Origin of the sequence: Rhizobium sp. CF122, assembly GCF_000282035.1 — a bacterium.
Taxonomy (GTDB): domain Bacteria; phylum Pseudomonadota; class Alphaproteobacteria; order Rhizobiales; family Rhizobiaceae; genus Rhizobium.
This window is the reverse complement of record NZ_AKKA01000031.1, coordinates 19,918-39,602: the sequence shown is the minus strand read 5'-3', so window position 1 is coordinate 39,602 and position 19,685 is coordinate 19,918. Positions and strand designations below refer to the sequence as shown.

22 protein-coding genes, 1 tRNA gene and 2 pseudogenes are annotated in these 19,685 nt (G+C 58.7%); 6 read left to right on the top strand and 19 right to left on the bottom strand.

Features of this window, described 5'->3' with window-relative positions:
- Positions 1–151 (bottom strand): annotated as a pseudogene (locus tag PMI09_RS32095) (VapC toxin family PIN domain ribonuclease); the annotation flags it as partial.
- Positions 148–291, bottom strand: a pseudogene (locus PMI09_RS32090) (type II toxin-antitoxin system Phd/YefM family antitoxin); the annotation flags it as partial. The pseudogenes PMI09_RS32090 and PMI09_RS32095, both read right to left, overlap by 4 nt.
- Positions 292–417: 126 nt before the next feature.
- Here PMI09_RS32090 and PMI09_RS32085 point away from each other — a divergent pair.
- Together PMI09_RS32085 and bfr are read left to right on the top strand one after the other, a co-directional pair.
- Entirely contained in the window at positions 418–792 is a 375-nt protein-coding gene (locus PMI09_RS32085; RefSeq protein ID WP_081499037.1) for a (2Fe-2S)-binding protein, read from the top strand.
- Positions 758–1,243, top strand: a complete 486-nt coding sequence (gene bfr, locus PMI09_RS08270; RefSeq protein ID WP_007528518.1) for a bacterioferritin — start codon at positions 758–760, stop codon at positions 1,241–1,243. Before PMI09_RS32085 ends, bfr begins: the two co-directional genes overlap by 35 nt.
- A gap of 37 nt (positions 1,244–1,280) precedes the next feature.
- On the opposite strand, the gene PMI09_RS08265 is transcribed toward bfr, so the two are convergent.
- From PMI09_RS08265 to rsfS, 6 genes are all read right to left on the bottom strand, one after another.
- Complete coding sequence (locus tag PMI09_RS08265) at positions 1,281–1,814, bottom strand: RNA pyrophosphohydrolase (RefSeq protein ID WP_007791032.1); 534 nt, start codon at positions 1,812–1,814, stop codon at positions 1,281–1,283.
- Positions 1,815–1,827: 13 nt separating this feature from the next.
- Positions 1,828–3,033, bottom strand: a complete 1,206-nt coding sequence (locus PMI09_RS08260) for a divergent polysaccharide deacetylase family protein (protein WP_007791029.1) — start codon at positions 3,031–3,033, stop codon at positions 1,828–1,830.
- A gap of 81 nt (positions 3,034–3,114) precedes the next feature.
- A complete protein-coding gene (locus PMI09_RS08255; protein ID WP_007791027.1) occupies positions 3,115–4,437 on the bottom strand; it encodes a S41 family peptidase in 1,323 nt (440 codons plus the stop codon).
- Positions 4,427–5,881: a murein hydrolase activator EnvC family protein gene (locus PMI09_RS08250; protein WP_007791024.1), complete on the bottom strand. Its 1,455-nt coding sequence runs from the start codon at positions 5,879–5,881 to the stop codon at positions 4,427–4,429. The genes PMI09_RS08255 and PMI09_RS08250 overlap by 11 nt, the downstream gene beginning before the upstream one ends.
- Positions 5,882–6,000: 119 nt before the next feature.
- Positions 6,001–6,483, bottom strand: a complete 483-nt coding sequence (rlmH, locus tag PMI09_RS08245; protein WP_007791021.1) for a 23S rRNA (pseudouridine(1915)-N(3))-methyltransferase RlmH — start codon at positions 6,481–6,483, stop codon at positions 6,001–6,003.
- Between the two features lie 115 nt (positions 6,484–6,598).
- Complete coding sequence (gene rsfS, locus PMI09_RS08240) at positions 6,599–7,042, bottom strand: ribosome silencing factor (RefSeq protein ID WP_007791018.1); 444 nt, start codon at positions 7,040–7,042, stop codon at positions 6,599–6,601.
- A 204-nt stretch (positions 7,043–7,246) separates the two neighbouring features.
- Here rsfS and PMI09_RS08235 point away from each other — a divergent pair, with 204 nt between their 5' ends.
- Positions 7,247–7,618, top strand: a complete 372-nt coding sequence (locus tag PMI09_RS08235) for a winged helix-turn-helix domain-containing protein (protein WP_007791015.1) — start codon at positions 7,247–7,249, stop codon at positions 7,616–7,618.
- Here PMI09_RS08235 and modC read toward each other — a convergent pair whose 3' ends face one another.
- The 7 genes from modC to obgE all read right to left on the bottom strand — a co-directional run bounded on the left by modC (position 7,619) and on the right by obgE (position 14,878).
- The gene (modC, locus tag PMI09_RS08230) at positions 7,619–8,686 is read right to left on the bottom strand and encodes a molybdenum ABC transporter ATP-binding protein (protein WP_007791012.1); all 1,068 of its coding nucleotides are present in this window, start codon (positions 8,684–8,686) and stop codon (positions 7,619–7,621) included.
- On the bottom strand, positions 8,683–9,384 hold the full coding sequence (gene modB / locus PMI09_RS08225) for a molybdate ABC transporter permease subunit (RefSeq protein ID WP_007791010.1): 702 nt from the start codon (positions 9,382–9,384) through the stop codon (positions 8,683–8,685). The genes modC and modB overlap by 4 nt, the downstream gene beginning before the upstream one ends.
- A gap of 74 nt (positions 9,385–9,458) precedes the next feature.
- Positions 9,459–10,244 carry a molybdate ABC transporter substrate-binding protein gene (gene modA, locus PMI09_RS08220; protein WP_007791006.1) on the bottom strand — a complete coding sequence of 262 codons (786 nt, stop codon included), beginning with the start codon at positions 10,242–10,244 and terminating at the stop codon, positions 9,459–9,461.
- Between the two features lie 488 nt (positions 10,245–10,732).
- Positions 10,733–11,326 carry a nicotinate-nucleotide adenylyltransferase gene (locus PMI09_RS08215; RefSeq protein ID WP_244423733.1) on the bottom strand — a complete coding sequence of 198 codons (594 nt, stop codon included), beginning with the start codon at positions 11,324–11,326 and terminating at the stop codon, positions 10,733–10,735.
- 37 nt (positions 11,327–11,363) lie between these two features.
- Entirely contained in the window at positions 11,364–12,647 is a 1,284-nt protein-coding gene (locus PMI09_RS08210) for a glutamate-5-semialdehyde dehydrogenase (RefSeq protein ID WP_007790998.1), read from the bottom strand.
- Entirely contained in the window at positions 12,640–13,809 is a 1,170-nt protein-coding gene (gene proB, locus PMI09_RS08205; RefSeq protein ID WP_007790996.1) for a glutamate 5-kinase, read from the bottom strand. The genes PMI09_RS08210 and proB overlap by 8 nt, the downstream gene beginning before the upstream one ends.
- Complete coding sequence (gene obgE / locus PMI09_RS08200) at positions 13,796–14,878, bottom strand: GTPase ObgE (RefSeq protein WP_007790993.1); 1,083 nt, start codon at positions 14,876–14,878, stop codon at positions 13,796–13,798. The genes proB and obgE overlap by 14 nt, the downstream gene beginning before the upstream one ends.
- 84 nt (positions 14,879–14,962) lie before the next feature.
- Here obgE and PMI09_RS08195 point away from each other — a divergent pair, with 84 nt between their 5' ends.
- Positions 14,963–15,826 carry an endonuclease/exonuclease/phosphatase family protein gene (locus PMI09_RS08195; protein ID WP_007790990.1) on the top strand — a complete coding sequence of 288 codons (864 nt, stop codon included), beginning with the start codon at positions 14,963–14,965 and terminating at the stop codon, positions 15,824–15,826.
- A gap of 41 nt (positions 15,827–15,867) precedes the next feature.
- Here PMI09_RS08195 and PMI09_RS08190 read toward each other — a convergent pair whose 3' ends face one another.
- The 4 genes from PMI09_RS08190 to rplU all read right to left on the bottom strand — a co-directional run bounded on the left by PMI09_RS08190 (position 15,868) and on the right by rplU (position 17,857).
- Positions 15,868–16,455: a GNAT family N-acetyltransferase gene (locus PMI09_RS08190; protein ID WP_037082294.1), complete on the bottom strand. Its 588-nt coding sequence runs from the start codon at positions 16,453–16,455 to the stop codon at positions 15,868–15,870.
- Complete coding sequence (locus tag PMI09_RS08185) at positions 16,452–17,108, bottom strand: GNAT family N-acetyltransferase (protein WP_007790983.1); 657 nt, start codon at positions 17,106–17,108, stop codon at positions 16,452–16,454. The genes PMI09_RS08190 and PMI09_RS08185 overlap by 4 nt, the downstream gene beginning before the upstream one ends.
- 126 nt (positions 17,109–17,234) lie before the next feature.
- Complete coding sequence (rpmA, locus tag PMI09_RS08180) at positions 17,235–17,504, bottom strand: 50S ribosomal protein L27 (protein ID WP_007790980.1); 270 nt, start codon at positions 17,502–17,504, stop codon at positions 17,235–17,237.
- A 35-nt stretch (positions 17,505–17,539) separates the two neighbouring features.
- The gene (gene rplU, locus PMI09_RS08175; protein ID WP_007790977.1) at positions 17,540–17,857 is read right to left on the bottom strand and encodes a 50S ribosomal protein L21; all 318 of its coding nucleotides are present in this window, start codon (positions 17,855–17,857) and stop codon (positions 17,540–17,542) included.
- Between the two features lie 304 nt (positions 17,858–18,161).
- Between rplU and PMI09_RS08170 the strand changes: the two genes are divergently transcribed.
- Positions 18,162–18,251: transfer RNA gene (locus PMI09_RS08170), tRNA-Ser, on the top strand.
- A gap of 236 nt (positions 18,252–18,487) precedes the next feature.
- Positions 18,488–19,576 carry a Fic family protein gene (locus tag PMI09_RS08165; protein WP_007790974.1) on the top strand — a complete coding sequence of 363 codons (1,089 nt, stop codon included), beginning with the start codon at positions 18,488–18,490 and terminating at the stop codon, positions 19,574–19,576.
- Positions 19,577–19,685: the final 109 nt, after the last annotated feature.

Below are 19,685 nucleotides of genomic sequence, written 5' to 3'. Positions count from 1 at the left end.
TCCCGCGCTCAATTTCCAGGATCGTAATCGCGGAAATGAACAAGTCATTGGAATCTTGCGCACCGACCCACTTCGTCACATTGGCATCTGCTTTACCGTCTCCAACTTTGCGCAGCTCGGAGACGACGTTTGTATCCAGCAGGTACTTCAAGACAGATCGACCTCGCGAGGTGCAATTTCGGCTCTCAGTGGCTCCAATTCGATCGTCGACAAACCAGGCATTGAAAGAGCCTCGACGAGATTCCGGCGCTTGCCGGTCAAGCGCTCGAATCCGCTGTACGTCATCAGCAATCAGGATCTACGACATCAAAGCAGGCGCTGCTCATCAGGTCGTGACCTGCTGGATCGCAGCACACCTGAAGAGCCTCTATCGTTTCAATATGCGACGAATGGCTTGCCCTATGACTCGATTTTTTCTTGACACCTGCCGTCTTCTTTTGCAGAAAAGACGATAGTGAATGTCATGTTTGGAATGACGACGTGCTTGTCTGCAGCTGCAATTACATAACTGACCACGAAATCCGGGAAGTCATCAACGAGCTTCTCGAGCAGGATTGTTGGCAGCTTATCGTGCCTGCAAAGGTATACCACGCCATGGAAAAACGGGGCCGCTGCTGTGGCTGCTTCCCGAATGTGGTCGACATTATCATTCAGACAACCGAGGAATATCACGCCCGTCACCACTCGACGGAAGCCGAAATATTTGATTTCATGTCCCGCCTGAGAACATTCCATGAAGAAAACAGGAGAGCGGACATTGAAAGGCGACAAAAAAGTCATCGAGCGGCTTAACGAGGCCCTCTTTCTCGAACTCGGCGCCGTAAACCAATACTGGGTCCATTACCGACTTCTTGAAGACTGGGGTTACACCAAGCTCGCCAAGAAGGAACGGGCGGAATCTATTGAGGAAATGCATCATGCCGACCGCTTGGTCGCACGCATCATCTTCCTCGAAGGTCATCCCAACCTCCAGACCCTTGCTCCGCTTCGCATCGGCCAGAACGTCAAAGAAGTTCTGGAGGCCGATCTTGCGGGCGAATATGATGCGCGCACTGCTTACAAGAAATCGCGCGACATCTGTCACGAGGCCGGCGATTATGTCTCGATGAAGCTTTTCGAGGAGCTCCTGGCGGACGAGGAAGGTCACATCGACTTCCTCGAAACACAACTGGAGCTGCTCGGCAAGATCGGCGAATCGAAGTACGGCCAGCTCAATGCCGACTCCGCCAACGAGGCCGAGTAACGATTGCCATGACCGGCAGCCCTCGGCCGCCGGTTATTTACTCTGCGGCACCCAAACCAACCAGGTGCCTGAACTCGTCGACCACCTGCTCATAGACGGCCCGCTTGAAGGGCACGATGAGACCCGGCAGGCTTTCCATCGGCTTCCAATCCCAGGCATCGAATTCCGGCGCATGGCCGCCGGGCGGCGGATTGATCGCGACCTCGCTCTCGTCACCATCGAAGCGGAACGCGAACCAGCGCTGCGTCTGGCCGCGGAACTTGCCCTTCAATCCGATGCCGATCAGCTGGGGCGGCAAATCATAGTTGATCCAATTCCGGGCCTCGGCGAGCAGCGTCACGGTGCGAATGCCCGTCTCCTCGTAAAGCTCGCGGTAGGCCGCCTCAAGCGGATCCTCGCCCTTGTCGATGCCACCCTGCGGCATCTGCCAAAGCTGCGGCGATCCGTCATACTCTGAATTTTCTTCCGGAATCCGTCGCCCTGCCCATACGAGGCCCTGGCGGTTGAGAATCATGACGCCGACGCAGGGGCGATACGGCAGGTCCTTGGCGTTGACGATCAGCTTGCTCATCGGCTCTCTCTATTCAAGGTCTTTTTGGATCATTCGCCAGTGCCGCAACGCCGACAATCTCAATACCTCGCATTGCAGCTTCCTGCGTCCATTGTGCAATGGCATCAATGCTCTCATCGAAGGCGGCGGCGACGCCGATCGCCTGGCCGTTGCGCTTTGCGACGCGTTCCAGTTCGTCCAGTTTCTGGATGATGGTGTTCACGTCAAGCTGCTTGTCCAACTGCACATCTGCGAAGGCATAGGGCAGTTCCGTTCCCTTTGCGATCACCGCGGTCTTGGACTGGGCCGACGTTCCGTCATCAAGGAACAGCAGCCCGCGCTTTCCGATATCGCGCATGACCGGTTCCATGGCGTTGGGATCGGAAAGGAAGCGCCCACCCTGGTAGTTCATGATGCCCGTATAATTGGTGATCTCGCCCATCGCCCTGTGCAGGTTTTCGATATTCTTCGCAAGCGACGTTGACGTTAGCAGCGTGTCTGGCCCCGGATCGTTTGCCGGATAATCAAATGGCTCAAACGGAACCTGCAACAGGATTTCGTGGCCATTGCGGCGCGCTTCCTGCATCCAACGCTGCAAGCTGTTGCCGCTGGCGGCAAAGGCGAAGGTGACCTCCTCCGGTAGTTGCTGGATGGCCCGCTGCGTGCCCGTCTGGCTAAGCCCGAGACCGCTGACGACGATCGCGATGCGTGTTCCATGAGCGCCGGACCATGGTCGCGCATACTGGTCCATCGGGCGACGTCCGTCCGGCCCGACGACCGGCAGCCGTCCCAATGGGGTGTCTTCCAGGAGAGCATCATTCGGTAGCGCCGCCATCCGTGGATCCTGCCCGACCTGCGAGGCATCGACCAACACCGGTCCATTTCCGTCGCGTTGTCTGGGAGAGTATTTCGTGACGACAGATCCGTCGCCGGTGACCATCCGCTCCACATTTGCGCCCGATCTCGGATCGGATGGCACCATGCCATTCGGAGCGGCAGCGGACGAAGTCTGCGACGGCACCTGATTCTGAACGGTGTCGGAAGGAGGCGCAGCCGTCTGGTCCTGCGCCGGCGGTGTCTCCCGCTTCAGCCCGTCACCGCGAAACGCCGTATAGAGCGACGACGCCCCGATCAGAACGAGGCAAATCCCGGCGACGACACGCCCCGTGCGCAGAATTCCCGGCCGCTGGCGCTTGGCCTTTCGGTTCTGTCCCAGAGGGGCGTGCAGATCGGTATTCAAACTTCTTTTCCGCTTCAGAATCAGGACAGCAAAAAGGCGTCAGGCCGGACATACCATCCGGCCTGACGCCTCATATTGCAATTACTTGGCGCTGACGGCCTTGTCCGGATTGGGCGGGAAGGCCGGGTCGGTCTTCTTGCCGCGAAGCAGATCAAGCGCGTAGTTGAGCTGGACGTCGTCCTTCGGATCCGGCGGAATATAGGCAACCGAACCGGAGCCTTCATCCGTCTCGCTCTGACCCTTGATGTGCCCGCGCAGGCTCGACTCACCTTCCGTGACCATCTTGCCCTTCAGATCATCCGGCAGCGGCTCCTCGACCTTGATATCAGGCGTGATGCCCGTGCCCTGAATGGAGCGGCCCGACGGCGTGTAGTAAAGCGCGGTCGTCAGTCGCAGCGCGCCGTTTTCGCCGAGCGGGATGATCGTCTGGACCGAGCCCTTGCCGAACGAACGCGTACCGAGAACAGTCGCACGACGCAGGTCCTGCAACGCGCCAGCAACAATTTCCGAGGCCGATGCCGAACCGCCGTTGATCAGCACTATCACCGGCTTGCCGTCCGTCAGGTCACCCGGACCAGCGTTGAAACGGCGGGTCTCATCCGGATTGCGGCCGCGGGTGGACACCACCTCGCCACGCTGCAGCAGCGCATCCGAAACCTGGATTGCCTGATCGAGCAGACCGCCCGGGTTCAGACGCAGGTCGAGCACATAGCCCTTCAGCTTATCGGCCGGAACCGTCTTCTTGATCTTCTCGATCGCCTTCTCGAGATCCGGGTAAGTCTTTTCGGTAAAGGAGATGACGCGCAGATAGCCGACATCATCCTCGACGCGCGACTTCACGGCCTGGACCGCGACGACATCGCGGACAATCGTCAGCTGAATCGGCTTGTCGGCACCCTTGCGGATCAGCGTCAGCTTTATCGGCGTATTGACCGGACCGCGCATCTTTTCGACGGCGTCTTCCAGCTTCAGGCCGCGAACAGACTGACCGTCGATCTCGGAGATGTAATCACCAGCAAGAACGCCGGCCTTGGCTGCAGGCGTGTCGTCGATCGGCGTGATGACCTTCACGAGCTCGTCTTCCATGGTGACCTCGATGCCGAGGCCGCCGAATTCACCCTTCGTCTGGGTCTGCATATCGGCTGCATCCTTGGCATTCATGTAGCTCGAATGCGGATCCAGCGAAGAAAGCATGCCATTGATGGCGTTTTCGATGAGTTTGTCCTCGGCCGGCGGCGTCACATACTGCGCGCGCACACGCTCAAACACGTCACCAAAAACGGAAAGCTCCTTGTAAGTGGAGGCTCCGGCTGCTTCCGCAGGCACACCCGCCGAATAGATGACGCTCATCGCGGTCGCACCCATCAATGCGCCGACCAGAACAAGAGAAGCCCTACGAATCATTGCGTGCCTTTCCAGTGTCTTTAGCGGTCCACCATGGTCGGGAATCGACCGGTTTTCCATCTTTTCGAAATTCAATGTAAAGCGTTGGACGGTTGGTTTCCAGCGCCAATGCAGTCGCGCTCGCCACTCTTTTTGCACCCATGGCGGCAAGCGGCTCGCCGGCGAAAACGAACTTGCCCTGACGCGCGCTAATCGTCTCCATTCCAGAGATGACAAGGTGGTAGCCGTCGCCGGCGTCGAGGATGATCATCTGGCCGTAGCTGCGGAATGCACCCGCATAGACAACAAGCGCGTCCGCGGGAGCGGTAACCACCGTTTCCGGATTGGTGGCAAGCGTCATTCCCATCGCCCCATGGCCGGTTCCGTCAGCATCGCCGAACTGGCGCAGGATATCGCCAGCCACAGGCAATTCCAGCTTCGCCTTCAATTCTCCGAAAGGATATGCGGGCGCAATGCGGTTTTTATCAGGCACGCCGCTCTCTGCGAGAACCTTAGCCTGGGCGCGCTGCTCGTCGGTCAGAAGCTTGCGGTTCTCCTCGGCCTGGCGGGCGGCGGCGGCGGCTTCGCGAACCGATGCGATTTCGGTTTCCATCGATGCGACCAGCCCCTCCAAGCTTGTTGCCTTGCTGGCAAGATCTTCCGAGCGTTTCTTCTCCGCATCCAGTTCCGCGGTGCTGCTGCGGCTCAGCTTCTCGTTTTCGGCAAGAAGCAAGTCCATCCGGCGCTCTTCCTCGATGCTATTCGTCATCGTTGCGGCGAAGCTGGACTTCTCCGCAGCACTTGCCGCCTGCAGTGAAGAAAGGTTGGTGAGATCAGCGGCAAGCTTGTCGGTTTCCTTGCGGATGCCGGGAACCACCGCGCCAAGCAGGATTGCGCTCCGCACCGAAGCAAGCGCATCATCTGGCGTGACGAGCAGCGCAGGCGGCGGATTGCGGCCCATGCGCTGCAAGGCCCCCAACACCTCGGCCAGCAGGCCGCGCCGTTCATGCAGCGACCGGCGAACCGCGTCTTCCTTTACCCCCAGATCGGCTAGCTTCTTTTCGCTCTCCAGTATCTGTTTCTCGAGCGACTTGCGCCGCGTCGCTGAATCGATCAGCGCCTGACGAACGCTGCTGGTACTCTTGTCGAGCTCCGCAATGCTTTTCTGAAGCTCGGCAACTTTGTCGGAGGAAAGGTCAATCGTCTTCGACAAGGCTTCGAGTTCAGCGCGCGTCTCTTCCCGCTTCCTCGCCAGATTCGCTGCCGGATCGGGCCGTTCCTGGGCAACCGTGGCAGTTGTCGCAGGAGGCGCCTCGACCGGTGTCATCTGCACAGCTTCCGACGCATCCTGCGCAAAGGCACTGACGGCAAAGGGGCGGTTCGCAACTGCCGCCAAAGACACGCTCAAGCCTGCGGCCAAAGCCGACAGAATGACGTATTTATGCTTGAACGCACGTGTCGGCATACGAGCTTCGAAATCCTTTCAAATCGCGCGGAGATTAAGCTGATTTGGCATTCTTTGCCAGATCGATTGAGGGGCCGCGCGCACCACGACGGATACGCCTGCGTGAGAAGCAGTGCCCATCAAACTCGATGATAGGGATGGCCCGAAAGGATCGTAACAGCTCGGTACAGCTGCTCAGCGATCAGCGTGCGAACCAATTGGTGCGGCCACGTCATCTTGCCGAGGCAAAGCGTGGCGTCGGCAAGGTTGTATAACGAAGGATCGAGACCATCTGCGCCGCCGATGACGATCACCAATTCGCGTTTGCCCTGATCGCGATAGTTTCCCAGGAGAGTGGCAAACCCTTCGCTATCCAGCGCCTTGCCCCGCTCATCCAACAGAATGAGAACGCTTCCGTCCGCAAGCGACTTCTGGAGCATCGCCGCTTCGTCGCGCTTACGGGTATCGGCGTTCGACGCACGACTTTCAGCAACTTCGGCCACGCGGGAAAATTCGAGGCCGACCGCAGGACCGGCCTTGGCAAAACGATCGAAATAGCGGGCCGCAAGATCCTTCTCCGGGCCAGACTTCAGCCGCCCCACTGCAAAAAGACCAACACGCATTATCCGCTCCCGCAGTTCGGCACAGGGCGGCACACACATGCCGCCGGCCGGGTTCGATCATCCGGCCAATAAAATGCCGTCTCTCAGGCGCTGGACACAGCGTCCAGGCAGCCTGTTAGTGCACTGTTTCTTCGTCCATATCAGGCGCGGCCCACATCTTTTCGATGTTGTAGAACTCGCGTATCTCGGGACGGAAGACATGGACGATGACATCGCCGGTGTCGATCAGGATCCAATCGCCGCCTTCCTGACCTTCGACACGGGCGCTTCCAAGGCCCTCGTCTTTGAGATCAGTCAGAAGGTGGTCGGAGATCGCCATGACATGCCTGTTCGAGCGCCCGGAGACGACGACCATGAAGTCTCCCAGTGCCGATTTTCCAGCAATGTCGATGGTGACGATATCTTCAGCCTTAGAGTCCTCAAGACTTGTGAGGACGGCGTGCAGGGCGCGGGCGGCAGCATCAGCGCCACGTTCCGGGCTCTTCGGGACAACGGCAAGCGTTTTTCCCTTGGCGTGTACTGTTGTCAGTGCTTTCCCTTTCTCGGAATGACAAAACATGCACATCACTGATTTGGTGACCAAATCATAGTTAAGATAGGCACCAAACCATTAACGTTTCAAGACGCGTGCAATCACAAAGCGTGAATGTCCGTCTTGATCACAAACCATTGTTGAACGGAGGAGTGCGTATGTGGCCCGCTGTGTACAGTCCCTATCACCGCACGTAAAGTAAGTTCCGTTCCGACCGCAAAGATCCGTCCTATGAAAAGCCCCGCCGAAGACACGCTCATTCCTATCCTCCGCATCAGCTTTCCTCATGAGGACCGTCTCGGGCGCGGCAAGATGGAACTGCTCGAACATATCAGGGAAACGGGATCGATTTCCGCCGCAGGCAGAGCGATGGACATGTCCTATCGTCGTGCCTGGTTGCTTGTCAGCGACATGAACCGGATGTTCCGGGACCCCGTGGTCGAATCCCAGCGCGGTGGCCAGAAGGGCGGGGGTGCAGCGCTCACGCCGTTCGGTGATGAACTCCTTGCCCGCTTCCGAAAGATGGAGCGGATGGTGAAGTTCACCCTTGCGGAGGATCTGGCCTGGCTGGAGGCCAACCGATCGCCGCAAACCGATCGTTGATCACTGTTCGAGCGCGACGGTTTTTATGACGGCAAAGACAAACGCCCCAATGCGCACGCCCAGCCGCTCTGCCGAAAAACTCGTGATCCGTGAGAGAATGATATCCCCACCGCAATCGACGAGCACATCGATCGTGGCGTCATCGGCCTGCGTCATGTCCCGAACAGTGCCTTCAAGCACGTTCAGCGCGCTCAGCGCCTCGGGCCTTCTCATTGCGAGCATCACGTCGCGAGAGGGGATCCGGACCCGAACCACCTTCCCGGGTGTGAGCGCCGCGCCCGGGACATGAAGCTGCGTTGATTTCAGCGTAATCGTCGCAATGCGATGCAGCGCATCGACGCTTTCGACCTTTCCCTCGAGGAGTGCACCCGCATCACGCCGCTCGAACGAGGCAGGCGGGTGGTTCAGCACATCCACGGCTGAGCCGACCGCCTCCACCTTGCCATCCCGCATGACCACGACCTGATTGGCGAGGCGCGCCACCTCGGCGATCGAGTGGCTGACATAGACGATCGGAATATCCATCTCGTCGCGCAACCGCTCGAGGTAGGGCATGACTTCCGCTTTTCGGGCATCATCCAACGCAGCTAGGGGTTCGTCCATCAACAAGAGGCGGGGAGCCGAGAGCAGGGCCCGGCCAATTGCCACGCGTTGCTTCTCGCCACCAGAGAGCTTTTCCGGTCGGCGCTCGAGCAGGTTTTCCATGCCGAGCAGCGCGACAATTCGATCCAGGCTCTGCGCCGGACCGGCCGCTTTGGTAAACCACCCACCATATAGAAGATTATGACGGACACTGAGGTGCGGAAACAACCGCGCCTCCTGGAAGACATAGCCGAATCTTCGGCGATGCTTGGCGACAAAGATCCGCCGGTCGGTATCGGTCATGACGTCGCCGTCCAGGATCACTTGCCCACTGTCAGGCCGCGCCAACCCGGCAATGATACGGATCATCGATGTCTTGCCGGAGCCCGAACGACCGAAAAGAGCAGTGATCCCACGCTCAGAAGTGAAGTCGGTATCAAGGGCGAAGGTGCCAAGCCGCTGCTTTGCTTTCACGACAAGCGTCATTCCGGATCAATCCTCCGCCCCGCGATGCGCGACAACAATTCCGACGCTAGCAACGCGACCATCGAGATGGCGACCGCGACGAGCGTCAACCGCAGGGCGCCGGCGTCACCGCCCGGCACCTGCGTAAAGGAGTAGATCGCCGAAGAAATGGTCTGTGTTTCTCCAGGGATGTTGGAGACGAACGTGATGGTTGCCCCGAATTCCCCCATCGCCTTGGCGAAGGAAAGGATCATTCCGGCGATGATCCCGGGCAGTGTCAGCGGCAACGTAATCGTCATGAAAACCCAGAGCGGGCTGGCTCCCAGTGTGCCGGCTGCCTCCTCCAGTTTTCGATCGACCGCTTCGATCGAGAGCCGGATGCTACGCACCATCAGGGGAAAGGCCATGACCGCGCAGGCGAGTGCTGCACCTGTCCAGCGAAACGAAAAGACGATGCCAAAATACTGGTCGAGAAAACTGCCGATCGGTCCGCGCCGCCCAAAGAGGATCAGCAAAATGAAGCCTGTGACGACAGGCGGAAGGATCAGCGGCAGGTGAACGACACCATTCAGGATCGACTTACCCCAAAACCGTCCGCGCGCCAGCAACAGGGCGACTCCGATACCGAATGGCAAACTTGCCAGCATCGCGACCACTGACACGCGCAGACTGAGCAAGATTGCCGTCCATTCATCATTGCTCAGGCCGAGTGCGTCCAAGCCAGTCTCTCCAAAAATAGAATGCCCGTTCGAACGGGCCTTCTCAGGCTATGCTTTCATGCGAAAAATCGCAATCATTTCAATATGGTGAAGCCCTCCTCGGTAAAGAAATGAGCGGCTTTCTCCGACTTCAGGAATTCCAGGTAGGTCGCGGCATCCGGATTCTTGCTCTCGGAGAGAATGGCGATCGGATAAATGATCGGAGGATGCGAATCCGCCGGGAAGGTGCCGACGACGGCAACGCCCGCGTCCGCGGAGGCATCGGTCTGATAGACGATGCCATAGGGAGCCTCGCCGCGCGATACCAACGCAAGCGCGGCACGAACGCTTTCAGCGCCGGCGACCTTGGCTTCAACCGAGGGCCACACGCCAAGCGCTTCAAGCGCAGCCTTGCCGTACTTACCAGCCGGAACCGACTTCACCTCACCCATGGCGAGCTTGCCATCACCGAGCAAAGTCGCAAGGTCAAAGCCCTTCGTGATCTCGACCGGTTTGGCGTCATCCTTAGCTGCGACAAGCACGATCTTGTTACCCAACAGATTGGACCGGCTGTCGGCCTTGATCAGATTCTTCTTCGCAAGATAGTCCATCCAGTCCAGGTCGGCAGAGATGAAGATGTCCGCCGGTGCGCCGCCTTCGATCTGTTTAGCAAGCGCCGAGCTCGCAGCGTACGAGGCAACAGTCTCCTTGCCGCCCTCCTTCGCCCAAGCAGCATTCGCTGCATCGAGCGCGTTCTTTAGGCTGGCCGCCGCGAAAACGGTGACCTTCTCCGCAGCTGCGGCAGGTGTTGCGGCAACGCCCAGAAAAGCGGCCGAAAAGGCGGCGGCAGCGAATTTGATCCATTGGCGGCGACTGTGCATGATACCTCCCCGAGTTTCGAAATATTCGTAGAAATATAACGTCGCCAGCACCTTGGCTAGCGCTATATTTCAACAAGCATAACCCCTCGGATCACTCGTCAACTTCAGACTTCACACATTCGTGAACTGCATGTCTAAACGCCTTCGGCTCCCAAATTTGCAAAAATGAACCCATGATTTTAGGGGAAGATTCCCCAAAGGTTTGGGATCTCGACAGAAATCCCCGAAACTGCGAAATAATTAGGCAGGATGATACCGGTCGCCTCGCATAGCCATGCTTTCAATGCATTGCTGCAATGCAATGAAACTGGTTCAAAAATCCGGTTACTATGGTACAACACACTCATCGAACGGCGATCTCCTCCTCCCAAAGCCGTTGGATATGGATCGGCAGCACTCCTCCTCCCAGTTGTCGATCAAGTTTACAAAGCCCGACGGATCTCCTCCCCCGTCGGGCTTTTCATTTGTCAAACCCCGGAAAAATCGAACTATTTCAGAGCGCCGTTCGTGGCGCGGATGGCAGTCGAGCTTAGGCCGGAGCGCGGACCGTGTATGAAGGTCCAGGCTGGCGCCGGCCGCTTCCAGAGCGCGCGCGAATCGTCCTCGTCGATGCGAGCGAAATCAAACGTCCTTGCCATCTTCGATGACAAAAGCGACAGGGTGGAGCCTGGGCGGTCGATAACGGCAATCGGAAATGTGTTGACGATGTCCTGCCAGTGTTGCCACTGATGGAAAGTCTTCAGGCTATCCGCCCCCATGATCCAGATAAAATGGACATGCGGATTGCGCGCCTTGACGCGAGCCAACGTGTTTGCCGTAAAGCTCGTCGCGAAATCGCGCTCGAACGCCGTGACCTTGACTAAGGGATGGCGGGCAAGCCGCTCGCTCAGCGCGATGCGTTCGGCAAGTGGCAAGAGATGGCGCCGATCCTTGAGCGGATTGCCGGGGGTAACAATCCACCACAGCTGATCGAGGCCAAGCCGCTTGATCGCGATTTCGGCAACCAGCGCATGTCCGTCGTGCGGCGGATTGAAGGAACCACCGAAAAGACCAACGACCATGCCGCGCTCCGTATGCGGCATGCGAAGATAACGTCGGTCGACTTCGTCGTTGATCACGTCAGGGCCGGGTCTGTCCGGTGCCGTGCACCCGATACTTGAAGGATGTCAACTGCTCGACGCCGACGGGGCCGCGGGCGTGCATCTTGCCGGTCGCGATGCCGATCTCGGCACCCATCCCGAACTCGCCGCCATCGGCAAACTGGGTCGATGCATTGTGCAGCAGGATCGCGGAATCGACCTCGGTGAAGAATCGTTCGACCACATCGGGATCGTCGGCAATCACAGCCTCGGTGTGGTTGGAGGAATAGGTCTGGATGTGCTGGATCGCCCCGGAAATGCCCTCCACGACGGCAACCGAAACGATAGCATCCAGATATTCCGTCGACCAATCCTCCTCGGTGGCTGCCTTCACGCCAGGCATTGCCTGAACGACGGCTGCCGAACCGCGGATCTCGCAACCGGCTCCTGTAAGGGCGTCCACCAGCGGGCGAAGATGCGTGCTGGCCACAGCGCCGTCGACGAGAATAGTCTCCACTGCACCGCAAATACCCGTGCGCCGCATTTTTGCGTTGACGACGATCTCCTTGGCCATTCCGAGATCGGCCGAGGCATCCACATAGATATGGCAAAGCCCTTCGAGGTGAGCGAAGACGGGCACCCTCGCCTCGTTCTGAACGCGCGCAACGAGGCTCTTGCCACCACGCGGAACGATAACGTCGATCGCACCATCCAGTCCGCGCAGCATCGCGCCAACGGCAGCGCGATCGGTCACCGGCACGAGCTGAATAGCGTGCTCCGGAAGTCCGGCGGCCTTCAGACCCTGCGCGAGGCAAGCATGGATTGCCTGCGACGAACGCCGGGAGTCCGAACCGCAGCGCAAAATGACCGCATTGCCGGCTTTCAGGCACAGCGCTCCAGCATCCGCCGTCACGTTCGGGCGGCTCTCGAAAATCACCCCGATGACGCCGAGCGGCGTGCGGACGCGCTCGATCTTCAAACCATTCGGCCGTTCCCAGGCCGCGATCACCTCACCGACCGGGTCCTTGAGAGCGGCGATCGCGCGGATGCCTTCAGCCATCTCGACAATGCGCTTTTCGGTCAGAGTCAAGCGGTCAACGAAGGACTTCAGCATATCCGTTCCGGCGACATCCTTTAGATCCTTGGCGTTTTCAGCGAGGATGTGATCCTTGTGGGCGAGAATCGCATCTGCCATGGCATTCAGCGCCCTGTTCTTCGCCTCGGTGGTTGCGAAGCCCAACGGTCGCGCCGCAGCCTTGGCCTTGCGGCCGATGTCATTCATCAGCGCGTCAATGTCAGGGCTCTGCGCAACAGTATCAAGCATAGCTTGTGTCCTTCTTCTGCCTTTCCGATTTTGAACTGATCTGCGACGTCATCACCATGTCGTCGCGATGGATCATGGCCGAGCGTCCTGCGTAACCGAGGATTGCCTCGATCTCTGTCGACTTGCGGCCAGTGATCCGCCGCGCTTCCTCGGCATCGTAGCCGGCAAGACCGCGGGCGATCTCGCGGCCGTTCGGGCCGACAATCGCCACCGTGTCGCCGCGGCTGAAAAGCCCGATAACCTTGCGTACGCCCGCGGGAAGCAAGCTCTTGCCCGCGCCGAGCGCAGCGACGGCGCCCTCGTCGACGTGAAGTTCGCCCGCAGGCTGCAACTGGCCCGCAATCCAGGTCTTGCGTGCCGTGACGGGAGTCCTTGAAGGGGCAAACCACGAGGAGCGCGCGCCCTTCTCGATTGCCGAGAGCGGGCTGTCCGTCTTGCCGGAGGCAATGATCATTGCGCAGCCGGCCGTCGTCGCGATCTTGCCGGCATCGATCTTGGTACGCATGCCGCCACGCGACAGCTCGGACGCAGCACCCCCAGCCATGGCCTCGATTTCAGGTGTGATCTCAGCGATCGTGGCGAGAAGCTCCGCCTGTGGATCGAGGTGCGGTGGCGCCGTATAGAGCCCATCGATGTCGGATAGCAGAATGAGCAGATCGGCGCCGGTCATCGTCGCGACACGCGCAGCCAAGCGGTCGTTGTCGCCGTAGCGAATTTCGCTGGTGGCAACCGTGTCGTTCTCGTTGATGATCGGCACGGCGCCGATTTTCAGAAGCTGATTGATAGTGGCTCGCGCGTTGAGATAACGGCGGCGCTCCTCGGTGTCGCCGAGCGTCAGGAGAATTTGGCCGGCAACGATCTCGTCCCGCGAAAGGCTCTCTGACCAGGCACGCGCCAAGGCGATCTGGCCGACGGCTGCCGACGCCTGGCTTTCCTCCAGCTTCAAGGCGCCCGAAGGCAGGTCGAGGACCGACCGACCGAGCGCGATCGCTCCCGACGAAACGACGAGGATGTCAACGCCCTTGGCCTTCAGCGCCGCAATATCGCGGCACATTGCGTCCAGCCATGTCTTCTTCAGACCCGTCTTGCGATCGACGAGAAGAGCCGAGCCGATCTTAATGACGACGCGGCGATAGCGCTGGAGCGACTTACGCGTCGTCATTGACCTCGCCTTCATCATCCGAGACCATGTCGCGGTGGCGAAGCTTTGGTGCCTTGGCAAGCTTTTCCGCCGCACCGGCATTCGCCTCGACGATGATATCGCGCAGGGCACGCAACACTTCGGTCATACCCTTGCCTGTCGCCGCCGAAATCTGGAACGGCGTCTTGCCGCATGCCTTGGCAAGTTCCTTCGTCTTCTTCTTCAGCGTCGCGTCGTCCAACACGTCGATCTGCGAAAGCGCAACGATCTCGGCTTTATCAGTCAGTTCGTTGCCATAGGCTTCGAGCTCCGTTTTGACCGTCGTATAGGCCTTGCCGACTTTTTCCTCCTGCGCAGACACGAGATGCAGCAGCACGCGCGTGCGCTCAACGTGTCCGAGGAAGCGATCGCCAATGCCCACACCCTCATGCGCGCCTTCGATCAACCCGGGAATATCAGCGAGAATAAACTCCTGCCCGTCGATTGTGGCGACCCCGAGATTCGGGTGAAGCGTCGTGAAGGGATAGTTGGCGATCTTCGGACGCGCACGCGTTACAGCCGCTAGAAAGGTCGACTTACCGGCATTCGGCAAACCGACGAGGCCGGCATCGGCAATCAGCTTCAGATGCAGCCAGACCGTCTTTTCTTCGCCGGGAAGCCCCGGATTTGCCCAATCCGGCGCCTGGTTGACCGACGACTTGAAATGCGCGTTGCCGAAACCACCATTGCCGCCAGTCGCGATCCGGAACCGTTGTCCCTCTCTCGTCAGGTCGCAAATTAATGTTTCCTGGTCCTCTTCGAGAACCTGCGTGCCGACCGGAACCTTGAGTGTGACGTCATCGCCGTTGGCACCGGTGCGGTTTCTACCCATACCGTGCGTGCCGATCTTGGCCTTGAAGTGCTGCTGGTAGCGGAAATCGATCAGCGTGTTGAGACCGTTGACCGCCTCGACCCAGACATCGCCGCCGCGTCCGCCGTCACCGCCATCGGGGCCGCCGAACTCGATGAATTTCTCGCGCCGGAACGAGACACTACCCGCGCCGCCGTCTCCGGACTTGATATAGACCTTTGCTTCGTCGAGAAATTTCATTTTACTTCCATTGTCCAGTGGCAGTTCATCGCCCCTCTTGCCGCTTTCGATATAGGCGGTTCAATCGGAGGTCAAAGGATTATCGTGAAGTTTGCGAGCTATAACATACAGTACGGCTTCGGTCTTGATGGCATCTACGACCTCGACCGAATCGCCGCGAGCCTTGAGGGCGGCGACATCATCGCGCTGCAGGAGGTGACCCGAGGCTTCGTTCGCAACGATTATGCCGACATGGTTGCGGACCTCGCAGCGCTTTTTCCCGACCATTTCTGGGCCTATGGACCGGCTTGTGATCTGCATGTCGAAGAGGCTTCGGACGGTTGGCCGCCGCGCGGAACCCGCTTCCAGTTCGGAAACATGGTGCTCTCGCGCTGGCCTATCCTGTCGACCCGAACGCTGCTTCTGCCGCGCAGCCGAACGATCTCCAAGATCAATCTTCAGCGTGGCGCGACCGAGGCCGTTGTCGGGACACCCGCCGGCGCGCTGCGCGTCTATTCGGTGCATCTCGATCATGTCTCCATCGACGAGCGCAGCCGGCAGCTTTCCCATCTGAATGAGCACATCAACGCCTTTGTTGCCGAGGGCGGGTCGCTCACGGGTGGCGCAGAGTTCGACATCAGCGATCCGCCGCTGGCCGAGGATTACGTCGTGATGGGCGACTTCAACATGACGCCGGAATCGCCGGAATATTGCATTTTCGCCGGCGCCAGCGATGGCTATTACGGTCGTGTCCAGCGTATCGGTACACCGATCGACACACTCGCGGCGCTGAAGGCCTATACGCCCGGCAGTTATAGCTGGATGGATCCCAAGGATCACGGCAAACGCATGCATCTCGACTACTGTTTCGTCAGCTGCGGCCTTGCAGGCCGCCTGAAATCCGCGAAGATCGACACAAATTCGGTCGGCTCCGATCACTTCCCTGTCTGGGTCGAGATCGATGGCTAAGGCTTGAGGCGTCCCGACACATCGGGACGCCTCCTTTCATCTCAAGCGATCCTGGCCTGTTGCAGGGCACCCGGCTTCAGCATGGTCTCGACATGCGTGACCATGGTGTTACGCGCGTAGCTGTAGATTTCGCTACAACCGGTCATGCGGAAGCCGAGCTTTTCTTGCAACCTCAACGACGCCGGATTGTCCGCGAAGACGCCGGAATGAACCGTCGTCTCCGGCATACGGCGCGAAAAGCGCTCCAGCACGGCCGAGACCGCCTCGCTCATATAGCCGCGCCGCCAGTAGAAGCGGTTCAGCCAGTAACCGAGGTGCCAAAGGCCATGGCGAAGCTCGATCGCGACGACGCCGATATGGGCGTCGTCGCCGGCCGTGATGGCAAACTGCCAGTCGGGCATGCCACCCGCCGTCACCGGAACCAGCCAGTCCAGCGCATCCTGCCTGTCGTAAGGCGCAGGAACGCGCGCGAGCATGCGGGTAACGGCGAAGTCGGACAGCGTATCCGCGATCGCATCTGCATCGCCCAGCCTGTGCGGGCGCAGCACCAGCCGGTCGGTAGCGATGACCGGCAGCGGGCCGGGCGTCATCGACTGGCTCCTGGGCCTCTGAAGACTGATCGCGTTCATAGGACGCTCCCCCAGCTTCTCAGCGACATCCAGGTCTTGCGGTCGAGCCTGTACCACTCGACCGGCACGTTGCTGCCGAGCGCCAGCGATGCCGCCAGCCCCGATCCCTGGAACTGGAAACCGCACTTCTGGATGACCCGCCGCGAAGCGACGTTCATCACCCGGCAACGGGCATCGATCTGGTCGACATCCTGCCGTGTGCGGAAGACCATATCGACCAAAGCATGGCATGCCTCTGTCATAAAGCCTTGGTTCCAATAAGGTTCTCCGAGCCAGTAACCGATCTCGACGGTCCGCCCATCGAGATGCGGTTCGACCCCGCAGCACCCCACAAATGCGCCGTTCTCCGCCTTGGTGATCGCATAGACGCACTTGCCAATCTCGCCGTTTTTCGTGCGACGCACGAAGTCGGCAGCATCATTGGCCGTGTACGGGTGCGGCATGCGCGACACCATGGTGGCGACTTTGGCGTTGTTGGCAAGATGGGCAAGGGCGTCGATGTCTTCTTCGTGGGGCGCGCGCATGACGAGCCGTTCCGATAACAAGACAGGGCAATCGGTCCTTAACCGCTCTGGCCTCAGCCGTTCCTTGGGAGACCGCTGGTCTTCCCGGGGAGACCGCGATTGGCCTTCCCTCAACAATTCGCCTTGCATGTTCAGTCCTCCTTCGTTGGACAAGAAAAAAGGGGAGATGGCGCCCCATCTCCCCTGTTTTCTAGACTGAACCTGTTACGCTCAGCCGGGTCGATGAGACGCCGGCTGTTTTAGAGCGCTACCGGCTTATTCCGCTGCTTCCGCTTTCGGCATTACAGACACGTATACGCGACCGTTGGCCTTCGTTCGGTAGTTCACATTGCCGGCGGTAAGAGCAAAGATCGTGTGATCCTTGCCGAGGCCGACGTTGGAACCCGGATGCCACTGCGTACCGCGCTGACGCACGATAATGTTGCCTGCGATGACGGTTTCGCCGCCGAACTTCTTCACGCCAAGGCGCTTGGATTCGGAATCACGACCGTTGCGCGATGAACCGCCAGCTTTTTTGTGTGCCATTGGAGTTCTCCTTTAAACCTTAAAGTCCCGTGATCTTACTTAGCAGCCACGATGTCCGTGATACGGACAACGGTGTGATGCTGGCGATGGCCGCGCGTACGCTTCGAGTTCTGACGACGGCGCTTCTTGAAGGCGATGACCTTCTTGCCGCGGTTGTGCTCGACCACTTCGGCCTTGACGGAAGCGCCCTTGACGAAGGGAGCACCAATCGCAGCGTCGGCGCCTTCGCCGATTACGAGGACTTCGGTGAATTCAATTGCGTCGCCAGCGGTTGCTTCAAGCTTCTCGATGGTCAGCACGTCGTTTGCTGCCACACGGTACTGCTTACCGCCGGTCTTGATGACTGCGAACATTTTTTATCCTTTCATGTTCGTTCCGGCTCGTGCCCGCCAAACAGCAGGTGGCCGTCTTTTTATCAGTCGAGGTTAAGCAGGGATTTCAGGAGCTTCAGCCCAGAACTCTCACTGCCGGTGATCTGCCCGCGCAAGCGCGAGACAGGCAGGCGCAGACTTCTCCACACCTATTGCGGAGCCGAGATACGCGAGCCCCAAAAAACTGTCAAGGCAAAAGGATGAAAAGCTTTGAGATTTCGTCTTGCCAGCTTGTCATTCTCTCGTTATGAGAACGCCCGCGCCGAACAAGCGCCGACCAGACCGCGGAGAGGTGGCAGAGTGGTCGAATGCACCGCACTCGAAATGCGGCATACCTGCAAGGGTATCGTGGGTTCAAATCCCACCCTCTCCGCCATTGGATCCCTTGTGTTCCAAGGTTTTCCCGCAGCCTCTGGTTTTCGTCAAGCTTGGATCGTCGCCCAAATTGGCTAGGGCCACATTCTCGGCACGACCAAGTATTTGCCGCGCATCCCAATATTCAGGATCTACCGGCTGGCGATGTCTGGCCGCATGTAAGCGAATGTTCGCTAGTTTAACATGAGGCTCAGACGTGTTAAGAAAATGCGTTTTTTTTAACTCATTGAGTCGCACATGTTAAAGCCGACCTACTCCTTGCCAGATCTTTCTAAACTCTCCGACTTGGAGACCATTGAGGTATTGAAAGCACTCGCCTCCGCGAACAGATCGCTCGCTGAGCTGAAAGGGCGAGCGGCTGCGATACCGAACCGAGGTATCCTGATCGATACCCTGGCACTACAAGAAGCGAAGGCCAGCTCAGAAATCGAAAATATCGTCACGACGCAGGATGAACTCTTTCAAGCGGAGCTATTTCCGGAAGGTCCAGAGTCTCCAGCAGCAAAAGAGGTCTCCCTATATCGCGATGCGCTTAAGTATGGCTTCGATAAACTCACCCAGTTTGAGGGTCTGCTGCCCAATTCAACTATCGTCGGCATGTTCCGTCTCCTCAAGCAGCGGGACGATGGTTTCAGGCAAACTCCAGGCACTGCGCTGAGGAACGATCGGACTGGCGAGATTGTCTATATCCCGCCACAAGATCAGCGAGAGATTGCTTTCGCTATGGATGCCTTAGAGCGGTTCATCAATGACGATCGGTTGTCACCGCTTGACCCGCTCATCAAGATGGCGCTGGTGCATCACCAATTTGAGAGCATACATCCGTTCCCGGATGGAAACGGCCGCATAGGGCGTATTTTGAATGTGCTCTATCTGACACGCGCCAATCTGCTCGAAACCCCTATTCTCTATCTTAGCCGGGCAATCAATAACTCGAAGGGCGAGTATTATCGGCTGCTTCAACATGTGCGCGACACCGCCGAGTGGGAAGGTTGGCTGGTTTACATGCTCAAAGCTGTTGATGAGACAGCAAAGACGACTCTCGATCTCATCGAAAACATTCGCGAGCAGATATCGACAACCAAGCGAAGACTTCGGGAAGAGTTCCCGAAGCTATATTCGCAGGATCTTTTGAATAACCTATTCAGGCATCCTTACACGCGGATCGACTATGTGCAGCAAGAGTTAAATGTCACTCGACAGACTGCTGCTCGCTACCTTGATACGTTGGCGGACGCAGGTTTTGTTAGCAAACATCAAAGCGGCAGAAACAATTACTATATCAACGATCGGCTGGTCGCCCTGTTTTTGAAAGTCTCCGAGTAATAGAATACACTCAAGACAGCGGCTTCGGTGAGACATTGATGCCGTTTTGGCGGGCGGCATCGTGGGTTCAAATCCCACCCTCTCCGCCATTGGATCCCATTCGCGACTT